The 15000-nt window shown below is 30.3% G+C and carries 13 protein-coding genes and 1 rRNA gene (1 of these 14 only partly in view); 6 read left to right on the top strand and 8 right to left on the bottom strand.

The window, feature by feature from the left end; genetic code table 11:
- The 3 genes from WG950_RS00065 to ligA all read right to left on the bottom strand — a co-directional run.
- A 16S ribosomal RNA gene (locus tag WG950_RS00065) occupies positions 1-755 on the bottom strand (it extends 763 nt beyond the left edge of the window).
- A 916-nt stretch (positions 756-1671) separates the two neighbouring features.
- Entirely contained in the window at positions 1672-2373 is a 702-nt protein-coding gene (locus tag WG950_RS00060; RefSeq protein WP_340933250.1) for a DUF4294 domain-containing protein, read from the bottom strand.
- A gap of 84 nt (positions 2374-2457) precedes the next feature.
- A complete protein-coding gene (gene ligA, locus WG950_RS00055) occupies positions 2458-4455 on the bottom strand; it encodes an NAD-dependent DNA ligase LigA (protein ID WP_340933248.1) in 1998 nt (665 codons plus the stop codon).
- Positions 4456-4900: 445 nt separating this feature from the next.
- Between ligA and WG950_RS14120 the strand changes: the two genes are divergently transcribed.
- Positions 4901-5107: a TusE/DsrC/DsvC family sulfur relay protein gene (locus tag WG950_RS14120; protein WP_377501045.1), complete on the top strand. Its 207-nt coding sequence runs from the start codon at positions 4901-4903 to the stop codon at positions 5105-5107.
- Positions 5108-5293: 186 nt separating this feature from the next.
- On the opposite strand, the gene WG950_RS00050 is transcribed toward WG950_RS14120, so the two are convergent.
- Together WG950_RS00050 and WG950_RS00045 are read right to left on the bottom strand one after the other, a co-directional pair.
- Positions 5294-6736 (bottom strand): glyceraldehyde-3-phosphate dehydrogenase, encoded by a 1443-nt coding sequence (locus WG950_RS00050; RefSeq protein ID WP_340933246.1) that lies wholly within the window; start codon positions 6734-6736, stop codon positions 5294-5296.
- A gap of 136 nt (positions 6737-6872) precedes the next feature.
- A complete protein-coding gene (locus WG950_RS00045; RefSeq protein ID WP_340933244.1) occupies positions 6873-8261 on the bottom strand; it encodes a trypsin-like peptidase domain-containing protein in 1389 nt (462 codons plus the stop codon).
- Positions 8262-8400: 139 nt separating this feature from the next.
- On the opposite strand from WG950_RS00045, the gene dapF reads away from it, so the two are divergent.
- From dapF to WG950_RS00020, 5 genes are all read left to right on the top strand, one after another.
- A complete protein-coding gene (dapF, locus tag WG950_RS00040) occupies positions 8401-9171 on the top strand; it encodes a diaminopimelate epimerase (RefSeq protein WP_340933242.1) in 771 nt (256 codons plus the stop codon).
- Positions 9171-9695, top strand: a complete 525-nt coding sequence (locus WG950_RS00035) for a GNAT family N-acetyltransferase (protein WP_340933239.1) — start codon at positions 9171-9173, stop codon at positions 9693-9695. Before dapF ends, WG950_RS00035 begins: the two co-directional genes overlap by 1 nt.
- 24 nt (positions 9696-9719) lie before the next feature.
- Positions 9720-10742, top strand: a complete 1023-nt coding sequence (gene mltG, locus WG950_RS00030) for an endolytic transglycosylase MltG (protein WP_340933237.1) — start codon at positions 9720-9722, stop codon at positions 10740-10742.
- 20 nt (positions 10743-10762) lie between these two features.
- Entirely contained in the window at positions 10763-11665 is a 903-nt protein-coding gene (locus tag WG950_RS00025) for a DUF2279 domain-containing protein (protein ID WP_340933235.1), read from the top strand.
- Positions 11666-11746: 81 nt separating this feature from the next.
- A complete protein-coding gene (locus tag WG950_RS00020; RefSeq protein ID WP_340935273.1) occupies positions 11747-12343 on the top strand; it encodes a peptidoglycan-binding protein LysM in 597 nt (198 codons plus the stop codon).
- Between the two features lie 6 nt (positions 12344-12349).
- Here the strand turns inward: WG950_RS00020 and WG950_RS00015 are convergent, their stop codons facing one another.
- The 3 genes from WG950_RS00015 to dnaA are packed head-to-tail and all read right to left on the bottom strand — an operon-like array spanning position 12350 to position 15000.
- On the bottom strand, positions 12350-13054 hold the full coding sequence (locus WG950_RS00015) for an SAM-dependent methyltransferase (protein WP_079736924.1): 705 nt from the start codon (positions 13052-13054) through the stop codon (positions 12350-12352).
- Between the two features lie 41 nt (positions 13055-13095).
- On the bottom strand, positions 13096-13545 hold the full coding sequence (locus WG950_RS00010) for a low molecular weight protein-tyrosine-phosphatase (protein WP_340933234.1): 450 nt from the start codon (positions 13543-13545) through the stop codon (positions 13096-13098).
- Positions 13546-13572: 27 nt separating this feature from the next.
- Entirely contained in the window at positions 13573-15000 is a 1428-nt protein-coding gene (gene dnaA / locus WG950_RS00005; protein ID WP_077809693.1) for a chromosomal replication initiator protein DnaA, read from the bottom strand.

Raw genomic sequence — 15000 nt, 5'->3', positions numbered from 1 at the left:
TCCATGAGCGTCAGTACATACGTAGTAGACTGCCTTCGCAATCGGTATTCTGTGTAATATCTATGCATTTCACCGCTACACTACACATTCTATCTACTTCCATATGACTCAAGTCAACCAGTATCAAAGGCAGTTCCATAGTTAAGCTATGGGATTTCACCTCTGACTTAATCGACCGCCTGCGGACCCTTTAAACCCAATGATTCCGGATAACGCTCGGACCCTCCGTATTACCGCGGCTGCTGGCACGGAGTTAGCCGGTCCTTATTCTTACAGTACCGTCAAGCTAGTACACGTACTAGTGTTTCTTCCTGTATAAAAGCAGTTTACAACCCATAGGGCAGTCTTCCTGCACGCGGCATGGCTGGATCAGAGTCTCCTCCATTGTCCAATATTCCTCACTGCTGCCTCCCGTAGGAGTCTGGTCCGTGTCTCAGTACCAGTGTGGGGGATCTCCCTCTCAGGACCCCTACCTATCGATGTCTTGGTAAGCCGTTACCTCACCAACTAACTAATAGGACGCATAGCCATCTTTTACCGATAAATCTTTAATTACAACCTGATGCCAAATCGCAATACTATGAGGTATTAATCTTCATTTCTAAAGGCTATCCCTCTGTAAAAGGTAGGTTCTATACGCGTTACGCACCCGTGCGCCGGTCGTCATCTGTGCAAGCACAATGTTACCCCTCGACTTGCATGTGTTAAGCCTGCCGCTAGCGTTCATCCTGAGCCAGGATCAAACTCTTCATTGTATATCTTAAATATTTTAATGAATAAGTTTCAAAAGAATTTACATTATTAATAATGTGGTTATTCTACTCTTTGTTTACGCTGTCAATTTCAATATTTTCAATGAACTTTTAAGGTATCAAATCTTGCTCTTTAAAAACAAAACCTAAATCTTAATCTTGTAGAAATGATAGAATCGAACTATCTAACTTAAATTACCGTTATTCCAAAATCTCTCTGAACGTTTTTGCTATCTCGTTTAGCGGGTGCAAATATAAAACTTATTTCTAATCTAACAAGAAAAATAAATCTTTTTTTTAATTTAATTTCTTAACCCGAAAACCTGAACTTTTTTCCGAAAAATTCGGACTGCAAAGATACAATCTTTTTTATTTATAATCCTAATTAAAAATTACTTTTATTTTAAAGGATTTTAAATAAAGTTAAAACGTTAATGAACTTGACTAAAAAGATATTTCTTTGTTAGCGGGTGCAAACATACAACCTCTTTTTAATTACACAACTATAATTTGTTGTTATTTTAAACTATTTTTAACACAAAAGTAAAACTAATTAAAAATCAACAACTTACAAACAATAAGTTCTTTTAATTTTTTAATAATAATTAATCTCTGCTTTATAAAAACTGATAATTAAGTGTAATTTTAGGGTTTTATCGTTTTAAAAAAATCTTGTAAAATGGTAAAAAACAGAAAACACATACAAGTAAATACTTAAATAAATGTAAAAATGTTAGCAAACTTGCTGTGTTAGGGATTGAAATGACATCCTTTTTATGGGATACTTCTATAACAAAGTAAAAAATTAAGTGAGTTTTTAATTAAGTTAAGTATTAATTTGAGGAATAAAAGCTCATAAAAAGATATAATGTAAAGCCCGACCACGATTTTTTTCGTGGTAACACCCAAAAAATATCGATTATTTCTTCTTATTTACCTTTTTTAGCATCTTAGAAAACATCTTTTTATATTCTTCTACATCAATTTTACCTTTTCTTGATGCTATTACTTTTACGTAATCGAAGTTTAGTTTTGTTTTTTGAGCTTCTAATTTGTCTTCTTGAAAAGCTCTTTGCAACACGTCTTCTATTAAATAGTCTTCGTTATTTGATTCTGGATGGTATTCTGTTTTTAAAGATAACTTAAAAACATTTGCAGTTGTATTGTACCAAAACGCTTTCCAGCCACTTCTTAAACCTTTGATATTATTAAAAGCTGTTTTACCGGTTTGACGATGAATTAACTTTATAAGTATTCTACCTTCTGTGGTAGTCATCTTTTTAATCTGATCTGTAAATTCGCCTTCTATATATTTTTGAACTAGCCTTGTATACTTTTTACGTTTACTTTTTGATTTTATTTTTTCTAATCGGTTATTTAAACTATCTAATCTTTGAGATGCTAGTTTTGCAAACGGATACGCTTTGTACACTTTTTTTTTGAACCATAAATAATAGCGAATATCTTCTCTTGAAGTAAATTTATGTTTTGGTAACAATGCAATTTCATTTAACTGTATTACTACAGAATCGCCAGGTTTAACAAAAATGTAATCTTCTAAGTTTTTAGGTAGAGAATCTACCTCTCTTTTCTGAGCAAAAGAGCAAATAGAGATAGACATTATATATATGTAAAGTATTCGTTTCAAAAAATGAGATTTGTTATTCTTATTGTCTTGTGCAAATTAAATACCAAAGTGCATTTATTAACTTATTTTATCTATAAATTCTTGTTCTGAAATAATAGAAATTCCTAAATCTTGTGCTTTTGTTAATTTACTTGGTCCCATATTATCACCAGCAACAACAAAAGTTGTTTTTTTTGATATGGAAGAACTTACCTTACCTCCGTTATCTTCAATTGCTTTTTTAAGTTCGTTTCTAGACATTTGATGAAATACGCCAGAAACCACAAAAACTTGATCTTTTAAAATTTCTGTTTGATTTTCTAAACTCTCTGCCGATACTTCTAATTGTAATCCGTGAGATTTTAATCTATCTATTAATTGAATATTACCTAAATCTGATGAAAAATCTAAAATACTTTGTGCAATCCTATCTCCTATTTCATCTACATTTATTAATTCTTCTAAAGATGCAGCCATTAAGTTATCTATAGATTTAAAATGTTTTGCTAGCTTTTTTGCTACAGTTTCTCCTACAAATCGAATACCTAAGGCAAATAAAACTTTTTCGAACGGAATTTGTTTTGATTTCTCAATACCGTCTATCATATTATTAGCAGATTTTTCTGCCATTCTTTCTAATGGAATTACTTGGTCTACTTTTAAATCATACAAGTCTGCATAATTTTGAATTAAACCTTCTTTTCGAAGTAAATCTACAGTTTCGCCGCCTAAACCATCAATATCCATGGCTTTTCTAGAAATAAAATGCTGAATTCTACCCGTTATTTGTGGTGCACAACCAAATTGATTTGGGCAATAATGTTTAGCGTCTCCTTCTGTTCTTACTAATTTGGTATTGCATTCTGGGCAATGTGTTGCATATTGAGTTGGCTGTGAATTTTCTGAACGTTTGGTAAAATCTACCGCAATTATTTTTGGAATGATCTCTCCGCCTTTTTCAACAAAAACAGTATCATGAACTCGAATATCTAATTTTTCTATTTGATCTGCATTGTGTAAAGATGCTCTTTTTACTGTTGTGCCCGCAAGTTGCACTGGTTGTAAATTGGCTACTGGTGTAATTGCACCTGTTCTACCAACTTGATATGTAATTTCTTCTAAGATTGTAGATACTTGTTCGGCTTTAAATTTATATGCAATTGCCCAACGTGGTGCTTTTGCTGTATAGCCTAACTCTTCTTGTTGTTGAAGATTATTCACTTTTATTACAATTCCGTCTGTTTCGTAAGGTAATTCATGACGTTTGGCATCCCAAAAATTTACAAACTCGAAAACTTCATCAATAGATTTTGCTAACTTTATTGTATTTGGAACTTTAAAACCAACCTTTCTTGCATTTTCTAAACTCTCGTAATGGGTTTTATATTTTCTTTCTGATGTAACAACTTGATATAGCAAACAATCTAGCGGCCTTTTTGCTACTTCTGTACTGTCTTGTAATTTTAAACTTCCGCTTGCTGTATTTCTAGGATTTCTATATTCTTCTTCGCCATTTTCTAATCGTTCTGCATTCATTTTATTGAATCCGTCTAATGGAAGAATAATTTCACCACGCATTTCGAAATCAGAAATAAAATCTTTTTTTATTGACAACGGTAGAGATCTAATTGTTTTAACATTATTAGTTACTTCATCTCCTTGAAAACCATCACCACGCGTTACAGCTTTTATAAATTTACCATTTTCGTAAGTTAAATTTATCGATGCTCCATCAAATTTAAGTTCGCAAGTAAATTCTAAATCAGAACTTCCTAAAACTTTTTCTACACGCTTTTCCCAATCTAATAAATCTTCTTTAGAATACGAATTGTCTAAAGAATACATTCTGTTTTTATGAACAACTGTCTTAAAATTTTTAGTAACCGTACCACCTACTCTTTGTGTTGGCGAGTTTGCATCAAAAAAAATAGGATTTTCTTTCTCTAACTTTTCTAACTCTTTTAATTTAATATCGAAATCGAAGTCTGAAATTGTAGCATTATCTAATACATAATAATTATAATTATGATTATTTAATTCTTCTCTAAGGTTTTCTATTTTTTGCTGAACAGTCATTTTGATTTTAAAATTTACTTTCGAATTGAAGTGTGCAAGAATAACATCAAAAATAATACATTAAAAACAACTACAAACAAGCTAAGTATCCAAATTAAGCAATTTACCTATATTCATAACATAACTACCTAATTAACTTTGTATTAAACAAATATTTAAATCTAAAAATTATTATTGTAAAAATTATTAAACTTTTTATTTAGGGAAATTCATACAAAAGAATTGTTCGATTTATAACTATTGTAAAATAAATTGACTGGTTTTTAAAGATGAATTTAAAAAGACTTTAAGTGAATTCCCCCCAAAATCATTTAAACGAAAAATTATGAATGAACATGTACAAAAACTAAAAAAATTAGAAATCGACCGATCAGCTAATGGATTCTTGACAAATTTTAACCAATGGACTATTGAAATTGGTGAAATAATAGCGTAAGAACACAATATTCACCTAACGAATACACATTGGGATATTATTTCTTGGATACAAGAACTATATAAGAGAAAAAAAGAGGTTACTATTGAAGCAATTACAAAAACTGAAATAGTAAATATAAATGAACTCTTCGATTTATTTACCGATGATGCGATTTTAGTTTCTACAAAAATAGCGGGATTACCTTGCTTAAATAAACTTAAAAAAACAGCTTGAGATTAAACTTTTGTTTGCAAACTAGTTTAGCCCTGATGGAGCTATTTGTTTGAGCTCTTTTGAGGAACGAAAAAAGCGAGTAGCGAGAGCAGGAAATAGCTTCTTGTAAAAAAAACTAAGCCCAATACACAAAGTATTGGGCTTTTACATTTAACTTTTGTTAAATGAATTTGCACTAAGAGTATTTTAATAATATGTAAACCTTCTAACTTTTGCAATGTGTTTTGCTAAACGAATTACTTGATGTGAATAACCGTATTCATTATCGTACCAAACGTAAATTACAATTGTATCTTCGTCTGTAAGTGTTGCTTTGCTATCAAAAATTGATGGCGCAGTTGTACCAATAATATCAGATGAAACTAATTCGTTGTCTATAGAATATTTAATTTGTTCTACTAATTCACCTTCTAAAGCATACTTTTTAATTAATGAGTTAACACCTTCTTTAGTCACTTTAGTATTTAACTGTAAATTTAAGATAGCTAAAGATCCGTTTGGTACCGGAACTCTAATTGCATTTGAAGTTAATTTTCCTGCTAAAGCTGGTATTGCTTTAGAAACTGCAGCACCTGCGCCAGTTTCTGTAATTACCATGTTTAAGGCAGCTGCTCTTCCTCTTCTATATTTACTATGCATGTTGTCTACTAAATTTTGATCGTTAGTATATGCATGTATTGTTTCTAAATGTCCTTTTTTAATACCATAATTATCTTCTAAAACCCTTAAAACCGGCGTAATTGCATTGGTTGTACAAGAAGCAGCAGAAAAAATATCTACTTTATCTGGACTATTTTGTTTGTGATTAACACCATGAACTATATTAGGAACTCCTTTTGCTGGCGCAGTAATTAAAACTTTGCTTGCTCCATTTGCTTTTAAATGTCTACTTAAAGCTGCTTCGTCTCTAAAAGCACCTGTATTATCTATAATTAAAGCATCGTTAATATTAAATTCTGTATAATCTATATCTTCTGGTTGTTTTGCAGAAATCATATACACTGTAGTACCGTTAATTATAAGTGCATTATTTTCTGCATCTACAGTTACGGTTCCTAAGAAATCACCATGTACAGAATCTACACTTAATAATGATGCTCTTTTTTCTAAAACTGTTTGGTTAATTTCACCACGAGTAACAATTGCTCTTAATCTTAATTGAGAACCTTTTCCCATTTTAGTCATTAACTCTCTAGCTAATAAACGACCAATTCTACCAAAACCATATAAAACAACATCTTTTGGTTGAATGTCTTTTGCAACTGTTGCATCTTTTAATTTATTCTGAACAAAGGCTACTTTGTCCTCTCCTTTTTTAGCACCTAAATAACATTCGTATGCCAATTTACCAATATCTAATTTTGATGATGGCAATTCTATTTGCTGAATTGCTTTTGCAATATCTAACGCATCTAAAATTGAAATTGGTTTGCTAACAAATTCTTTAGCGTATTCAATTAAGTTTAAAACTTCACTGGCTCTTTTATCTACTAACGGATTTCTAAAAAGAACTAATTCTATAGATTTATCATACCATAAATCGTTTACGATATTAATAAATTCTACAGTAGCTCTTCTATTTTGGGCTTGTGATAAAACTTCTTCGTTGTAATTTACTTTTGTTGACATAGTTGTGTTACTATAATTTAATTTTCGGCAAAAGTATTTCTTTTTTTGACAATACGAAATCGATTTCGTTAAAATTTTTAAAATAAAAAAAATCCCGATTAAAAACCGGGATTCTTTACATATTTACTTTACTATATTAATACCTAAAAACATATCTTTCTTTTTCTCCTTCTAAATTTATAACCTCTATATATAAAGGCTGTCCTTTACCTAAAGAAGAATCTAACAATTGTGAAACTTGATCTGCATTGGTTACTGGTTTTTTATTAATTTTCGTAATTATGAAACCTTCTTTTACTCCGTAATAAATTAAATTTTTATTACCGTTTCTAACAATTTTAACACCATTTTCTATGTTAAACTTACGTTTTTCGGCTTTTGTGATGTCTTTAAGAATTATGTTAATACTGCTAGATATAAAAGTATCTTTCTTAGTAAGTTTAACATTCTTATTGATTAATTCTCCATCTCTTTCAACAGTTAAAATAACTTCGTCTCCTGGTCTTTTTGCTGTTAACTGCCCTCTAAGTTCAGAAAATTTAGAAATTTTTACGTTATTTACTTTCTTTATAATATCGCCTTCTTTTAAACCTGCTTTTTTAGCACCACTTCCATCAGAAACAGCATCAATTCTAACACCTTCTTCTTTAAATTCAGCATCAACATTAATACCTAAAATTGCTTGTTGTACTTGACCGAATTCTAAAATATCATCAATTATTTTTTTAGCAATATTAGATGGTACCGCAAAAGAATATCCAATAAAAGAACCTGTTTTAGATGAAATTGCTGTATTAATTCCAATTAATTCTCCTCTTGTATTTACCAAAGCTCCACCACTATTACCAGGGTTAACGGCTGCATCTGTTTGAATAAAAGATTCTATATTTCTGTTTCCTTCTAAATCTCTACCTTTTGCGGACACAATTCCTGCAGTTACTGTAGATGTAAGGTTGTAAGGGTTACCAACTGCCAATACCCATTCTCCAATTTTTATAGTGTCAGAATCGGCAAAAGGAACATAAGGTAAATCTATATCTGCTTCTATTTTTAACAATGCAATATCATTAGCTGCATCTGTACCAATTAATTTTGCTGGATATTTTTTTTGATTATTTAAAGTAATTTCTAAATTACTTGCACCGTCTATTACATGATTGTTTGTTACAATATAACCGTCTGGCGAAATTATAACACCACTACCCGTACCTACTTGTTCAAATTTTCTAGTACCACTTCCGCCACCATAAAATCTCTCAATCCACGGATTTACTTGTGTTCTAACCGCAGTATTTTTTACGTGAACAACTGCGTGTACGGTACTTTCTGCTGCAATTGTAAAATCTGTTGTACTTTCTACAGTGCCAGTACTTTTATATGTTGGTGTATAATTTGTACGAACAGTTTCAATTGGGTTTAATGTTCTTTCTACAATTTGGTCTTTATCGAATAGCATTTTATAACCACCTAAAGTAAGTGCTCCTCCTAAAATTGCCATACCTAGAAAACTGAATGCTTTTTTCATTTTTATCGATTTATATTAATTTTTAGTATTCAAATATATAATTTTAACATATTCAAAAAATCTGTTTAACTTGTTTTTAACTGACTTTAACCACTTTTTAACATCCCTATTTTAGTGCCTAAATACCTATATTTGCAAAATGAATTTAACTTTTTTTAAATACCAAGGTACCGGAAATGATTTTGTGATGATAGATAACAGAACAAAAACCTTTCCAAAACAAAATACTGACATAATTTCACATTTATGTAATAGAAATTTTGGTATCGGTGCAGATGGCGTTATTCTTATTGAAGAAGATGAAAATTCTGATTTTAGAATGATTTATTACAATGCCGATGGTAGTGAAACGTTTTGCGGAAACGGCGGTAGATGTGCTGTTGCCTTTGCTAAACAATTACATATTATTGATAATAAAACAAATTTTGTTGCTGTTGATGGACCTCATTTTGCTGAAATAAAAAATGACATTATTTCAATAAAAATGATTGATGTAGATACTATTGAAGTTAAAAAAGACTCAGTATTTACGTATACAGGTACACAACATCATGTTGAGCTAGTTGACAGTTTAGATAATTATCCTGTTTTTGAAAATGGCAAAAAAATTAGATATTCATACAACGATCCTGGAAGTAATGTCAATTTTGCAGAAATGATTGATGACGCTACTTTTAGAGTTAGAACTTATGAAAAAGGAGTTGAAAACGAAACTTTAGCTTGTGGTACAGGTGTAACTGCTGTTGCTATTTCAATGCACAAAATAAAGAAAACAAATAAAACCCAAATAAATTTACCCGTAGAAGGTGGTAACTTAAAAGTGTCATTTAAAGAAAACAATGGAGTTTATACGGATGTTTACTTAAAAGGTCCGGCAACTTTTGTTTTTAAAGGAGAAATTGAAGTTTAATGAAGACTTTAAAAGGAAATACTATTTATTTAAGAGCTTTAGAACCAGAAGATTTAAACTTTTTATATGCTATAGAAAACAATGAATCTTTTTGGGAAGTTAGCCACACTCAAACTCCGTTCTCAAAATTCATTCTAAAACAATACTTAGAAAACGCGCATTTAGATATTTACGAGGCAAAACAATTACGTTTAATGATTGTTGAATCTATTAGTGATTTACCAATTGGTATGATTGATTTATTTGATTATAATCCACAACATAAAAGAGCGGGAATAGGAATTTTAATACACCCTGATTTTCAAAAAAAAGGATATGCTGCCGAAAGTTTATCAATTTTGATTAACTATGCTTTTATCCACCTTAATCTGCATCAACTGTATGCGAATATAACTTCTAAAAACACCAATAGTCTTAATTTATTTACCAAATTGAATTTTAAGAAAATTGGTACTAAAAAAGACTGGGTTTATTCTAACGGGAAATTTATTGACGAAATTTTATTTCAATTGATAAAACAGTAAATTTGCCAGCTAAAACATATTTAATTGAAAAAAATACTATACATTTTACTAGCGCTATTTATAGTTGGTTCTTTATTTAGCTATAATTATTACCAAAAAATTTTTGGAACTGCAATTACAAAAGATTACACTTTATTTATTCATTCTGATGACAGTTTATTAGATATAAAAAAAGAATTAGAAAGTGTTTCTAAAAGTCCGGAAACATTTTTATGGGTTGCTGCTAAAAAAAGTTTTGCAACACCAAAACCAGGAAGATATGTTCTAAAAGAAGGTATGTCTAATAACGATCTTGTAAATATGTTACGAAGCGGAAGGCAAACACCATTCAAGCTTTCTTTCAATAATCAAGATACTTTAGAAAAATTTGCTGGCAGAATTGCAGAACAAGTAGAAACAGATTCTATTTCTTTATTAACTGCTTTTAAAGATAAAACCTTTTTAAAAGAAAATAATCTAAACGAAAAATCTGTACTTCAAATTTTTATACCAAATACCTATGAATTTTACTGGACAGTAAGTCCAGAGAAATTTAGAAATAAAATGTTAATAGCTTATAAACGTTTTTGGACTAAAAGTAGAGAAGCTAAAGCAGCCAAACTAAACCTTACCAAAAGCGAAGTAATTACTTTAGCATCTATTGTTCAAAAAGAAACAGCTAAAAAAAGCGAAAGACCAATTGTTGCCGGTTTGTACTTAAATCGTTTAAGAAAAGGAATGCCTTTACAAGCAGACCCAACAATAATATATTGTGTTAAAGAAGTAAAAGGACAAGATTACGTTGTCAAAAGAGTTTTAACTGTAGACTTAAAAATTAACTCGCCATATAACACCTATTTAAATAAAGGTTTGCCACCAACTTTAATTGCGATGCCAGATATTTCTGCAATTGATGGCGTTTTAAATGCACAAAAGCATAACTATTATTATATGTGTGTTAATGTAGACAAGTTAGGTTATCATGCTTTTGCTAGAACATTATCTCAGCACAATCGTAATGCGGCTAAATATCATCAGTGGTTAAATAAGCAAAAAATTAATAGATAATTTTTCTTGTAATAGTTGATATGATTTTAAAAACAAAAGCATTCATAGTATTCTTTATTTTATCAGCAACCACTTTTAACGCGCAAAATAATAGCTTTTTAAAAAAACCTGACACTTTAAATACGAAGAGAAGAAATGCTGTTATAATTAGTGAAAGTGTTTTGGCTACGGGCACATTGTTTGCTTTAAACGAACTTTGGTACAAAGATTATCCAAGAACAAGTTTTCAATTTAAAAATGATAATAACGACTGGAAACAAATGGATAAAGCTGGCCATTTAATGACCTCTTATTACATTGGTAAAGTTGGTATGGAAGTTTTAGATTGGTCTGGTGTTTCTAAAAAAAAACAGCTAATTTACGGCGCTACATTAGGTTTTTCTTTTTTAACAGCAGTAGAAATTTTAGATGGATTTTCTAAACAATGGGGCGCGTCAATTGGAGATGTTTTGGCTAATGCTGCCGGAACAGGAATATTAGTTGGACAAGAGCTATTGTGGCAAGAACAAAGAATTACAGTCAAATATTCTTTTCATCAAACAAAATTTGCCAAACAGAGACCTAATACACTTGGTGAAAATTATATACAACAATCTCTTAAAGACTATAACGGTCAAACCTATTGGCTTTCTGCCAATATTTGGTCTTTTAATAAAGAGGGTAATTTTCCTAAATGGTTAAATGTGGCATTGGGTTATGGTGCAGAAGGAATGCTGTACGGAGAAACAAAAACAACGAACGAAATTCCGCAAGATCCATACAGACAATTTTACTTAAGTTTAGATGTAGATTTAACTAAAATTGAAACAAAATCGAGATTTTTAAAATCTGTATTTTCTGTTGTGAATTTCATAAAGATACCAGCACCTTCATTAGAAATTAATACCAAAGGAAAGATTAAATTCCATTATCTGCATTTTTAACAACTTTTAACACACTGTGTATCAATCAGTTTAATATTATATCGTACATTTGCACCCGCAAAACAGAAAGATATATATTTTATCAAAAATAAAATACTTTTAATCAGCGTAATAGCTCTTTTTATCAATGCAACGGCTATTGATAAGAAAAAAACTAAATTAAAGGAAATTACCTACAATAACAAGGTCACTTTTCCTAAGCATTTTAATAGCGACATCTTTTACCTTAAAAAAGATTTTGTTGCTTTTAAAGAAGCAGTTGCATTTAAAGAATCTCAAGGAAAATATGCAACAGTAAATACACTAGGTTATTTAGGTAAATATCAATTTGGTAGAACTACTTTACAAAGATTTAGAATTTACAACACTCAAGAATTTTTGAACAATCCAGAATTACAAGAAAAAGCATTTGTTGCTTTGTGTAAAGTTAATAAATGGATTCTTAGAAAGGATATTAAAAGATCTGCAGGAAAAACAATTAACGGAATTAAAATTACCGAATCGGGAATTTTGGCTGCAGCACATTTAAGTGGAGCAGGAAATGTAAAAAAGTTTTTACGAAGTAATGGTTCTATAAGATTTTCTGATGCTTATGGTGCTTCAATTCAATCTTATTTAAAAAAGTTTTCTGGCTATAATGTTTCTATTATTAAAGCAGATAAAAACGCTAAAGTTTAAAGTTTCTTATTTGTGAATTATAAAGATAGCAGGTTTTTTGTGTAAGTCTGGTGTTTGAAACTTCCAATCTTTAATTGACAATGTTTTAATGTATTCTGATGGTAATGTAATATCTGCAGCAATACATAAATTAGTTGTTGGTGCCAATATAGCCTTTAAATCTGCAAACATTTTTTCATTTCTATACGGAGTTTCTATAAAAATTTGAGATTGATTTTTATCTTTAGATAACTTTTCCAAATCTTTTAAAGCTCTTTTTCTGTCTCCTTTGTCTATTGGTAAATACCCATTAAATGCAAAATTTTGACCATTCATACCAGAACTCATCATTGCCATTAAAATAGAACTCGGACCAACTAATGGCACTACTTTAATATTTTTTTCGTGAGCCATTTTTACAATAGTTGCTCCCGGATCTGCTACAGCCGGTACACCTGCTTCTGAAAGTAAACCAACATTTATTCCTTCATTACAAACATCTAAATACTTTCTTGTTTCCATTTCGTCTGCATACTTGTCTAAAGACATCAACTGCAAAGAAGGTTGGGATTTTTTAGGTGAAATTTTCTTAATAAATCTTCGAGCTGTTTTTTCGTTCTCTACAATATAATAATCAATTTCTTCTACTACTTTTTTTACCGATAAAGGCATTACCTCTAAAGGTTCTGTATCTCCAAGAGTTGTCGGAATTAAATAGAGTTTACCAATCATAACTATATATTTTTAGAAACTTGTAAATTTTAAATTGAATATTATAAAGACTTAGCAATAACAGTACATGCTTTATCTAGCATATTAAAAACGTCTTCGAAACCAGATTTTCCACCGTAATATGGATCTGGAACAGAAAGATTCTTTGAAGGTTCAGATTCATTTAAAATTAATCTTACTTTTTGTGTATCAGCATCATCTCTACTTAATGCAAGTATATTATTTAAGTTACTGCTATCCATTGCATAAATAATATCAAAAGAATCAAAATCTGAAACTGTAAATTTTCTTGCAGATTGATTAGTAATATCGATGTTGTACTTTTTAGCCACAGCAATAGAACGATCATCTGGCAAATTACCTACATGATAAGCTGCTGTACCCGCAGAATCTACAAAAACTTGTTTAGAATCTACTTTCGATTTTAAAATACCTTCGGCTAAAGGAGATCTACAAATATTTCCTAAGCAAACCATTAGTACTTTTTTCATCAAATTAAATTGTCTTTTATTAAAAAACTAGAAAGTTAACTTTTTAGTTAAATCTTCTACATATTTTTTAAACTGCTTATCAGTTTCAGTTAAATTATCTACGGTTTTACATGCGTGTAAAACTGTTGCGTGATCTCTCTGCCCTATTTGATTACCAATACTTGCCAATGACGTTTTTGTTAATCTTTTAGCAAAATACATTGCCAATTGACGTGCTTGTACAATATGGCGTTTTCTAGTTTTAGATTGCAATGTAGCTACATCCATATCAAAATACTTAGAAACTTCTTTCTGTATGTAATCTATAGAAACTTCTTTCTTAGTATTTTTAACAAATTTGTCTACAATTTGTTTTGCTAATTCTAAAGAGAATTCTTTTCTATTAAAAGAAGCTTGCGCAATCATAGAAATAATTACACCTTCTAATTCTCTAACATTAGATTTGATATTTTTTGCAATATATTCTACAATTTCTTCTGGCATTTCTACACCATCTCTAAACAATTTATTGTCTAAAATAGAAATTCTAGTTTCGTAATCTGGCGCTTGTAATTCTGCAGATAATCCCCATTTAAATCGAGATAACAATCGCTGCTCTATGTCTTGCATATCTACAGGCGCTTTGTCTGACGTTAAAATAACTTGCTTACCATTTTGATGTAAATGATTAAATATATGGAAAAATACATCTTGTGTACCTGCTTTACCAGACAAAAATTGTACATCATCAATAATTAAAACATCAATCATTTGATAGAAATGAATAAAATCATTTCTTGTATTCGATTTTACAGAGTCTATAAATTGTTGTGTAAATTTTTCCGAAGAAATATACAACACTGTTTTGTCTGGATATTTATCTTTAATATCAACACCAATTGCATGTGCTAAGTGTGTTTTACCCAAACCTACTCCACCGTAAATTAATAACGGATTAAAAGAAGTACCGCCAGGTTTGTTTGCAACTGCCATACCAGCAGATCTTGCCAACCTGTTAGAATCTCCTTCTACAAAATTTAAAAAATTATAATTAGGATTTAATTGTGACTCTACTTTAACTTTTTGTAAACCAGGTATCACAAACGGGTTTCTTAGTTCTCTTTTGTTAGATTCTAAAGGCACAGCTACTTTTTGTGGCTTTAAAGGATCTCTATTAGAACTAGGAATTTTAACAATTTGAGGTCTATTACTACTGTAATTGTTTTCCATTTTTACATCGTAAATCAATTTGGCATCACTACCTAATTGTCTTACTAATGCAACTCTTAAAAGTTTTATGTAATGTTCTTCTAACCATTCATAGAAAAACTTACTTGGTACTTGTATAGTTAAAGCTTCTCCTGAAAGTTTTACGGGTTTAATAGGTTCAAACCATGTTTTGTATGCTTGTGGTTTGATATTGTCCTTTATAAAAGACAAGCATTCATTCCAAACTGAGTCAGCAGTTAAAGTCAT

The organism is Polaribacter marinaquae, assembly GCF_038019025.1.
Classification (GTDB): Bacteria; Bacteroidota; Bacteroidia; order Flavobacteriales; family Flavobacteriaceae; genus Polaribacter; species Polaribacter marinaquae.
Note: the sequence above shows the minus strand (reverse complement) of the source record. Positions and strands in the feature narration are given on the sequence as shown.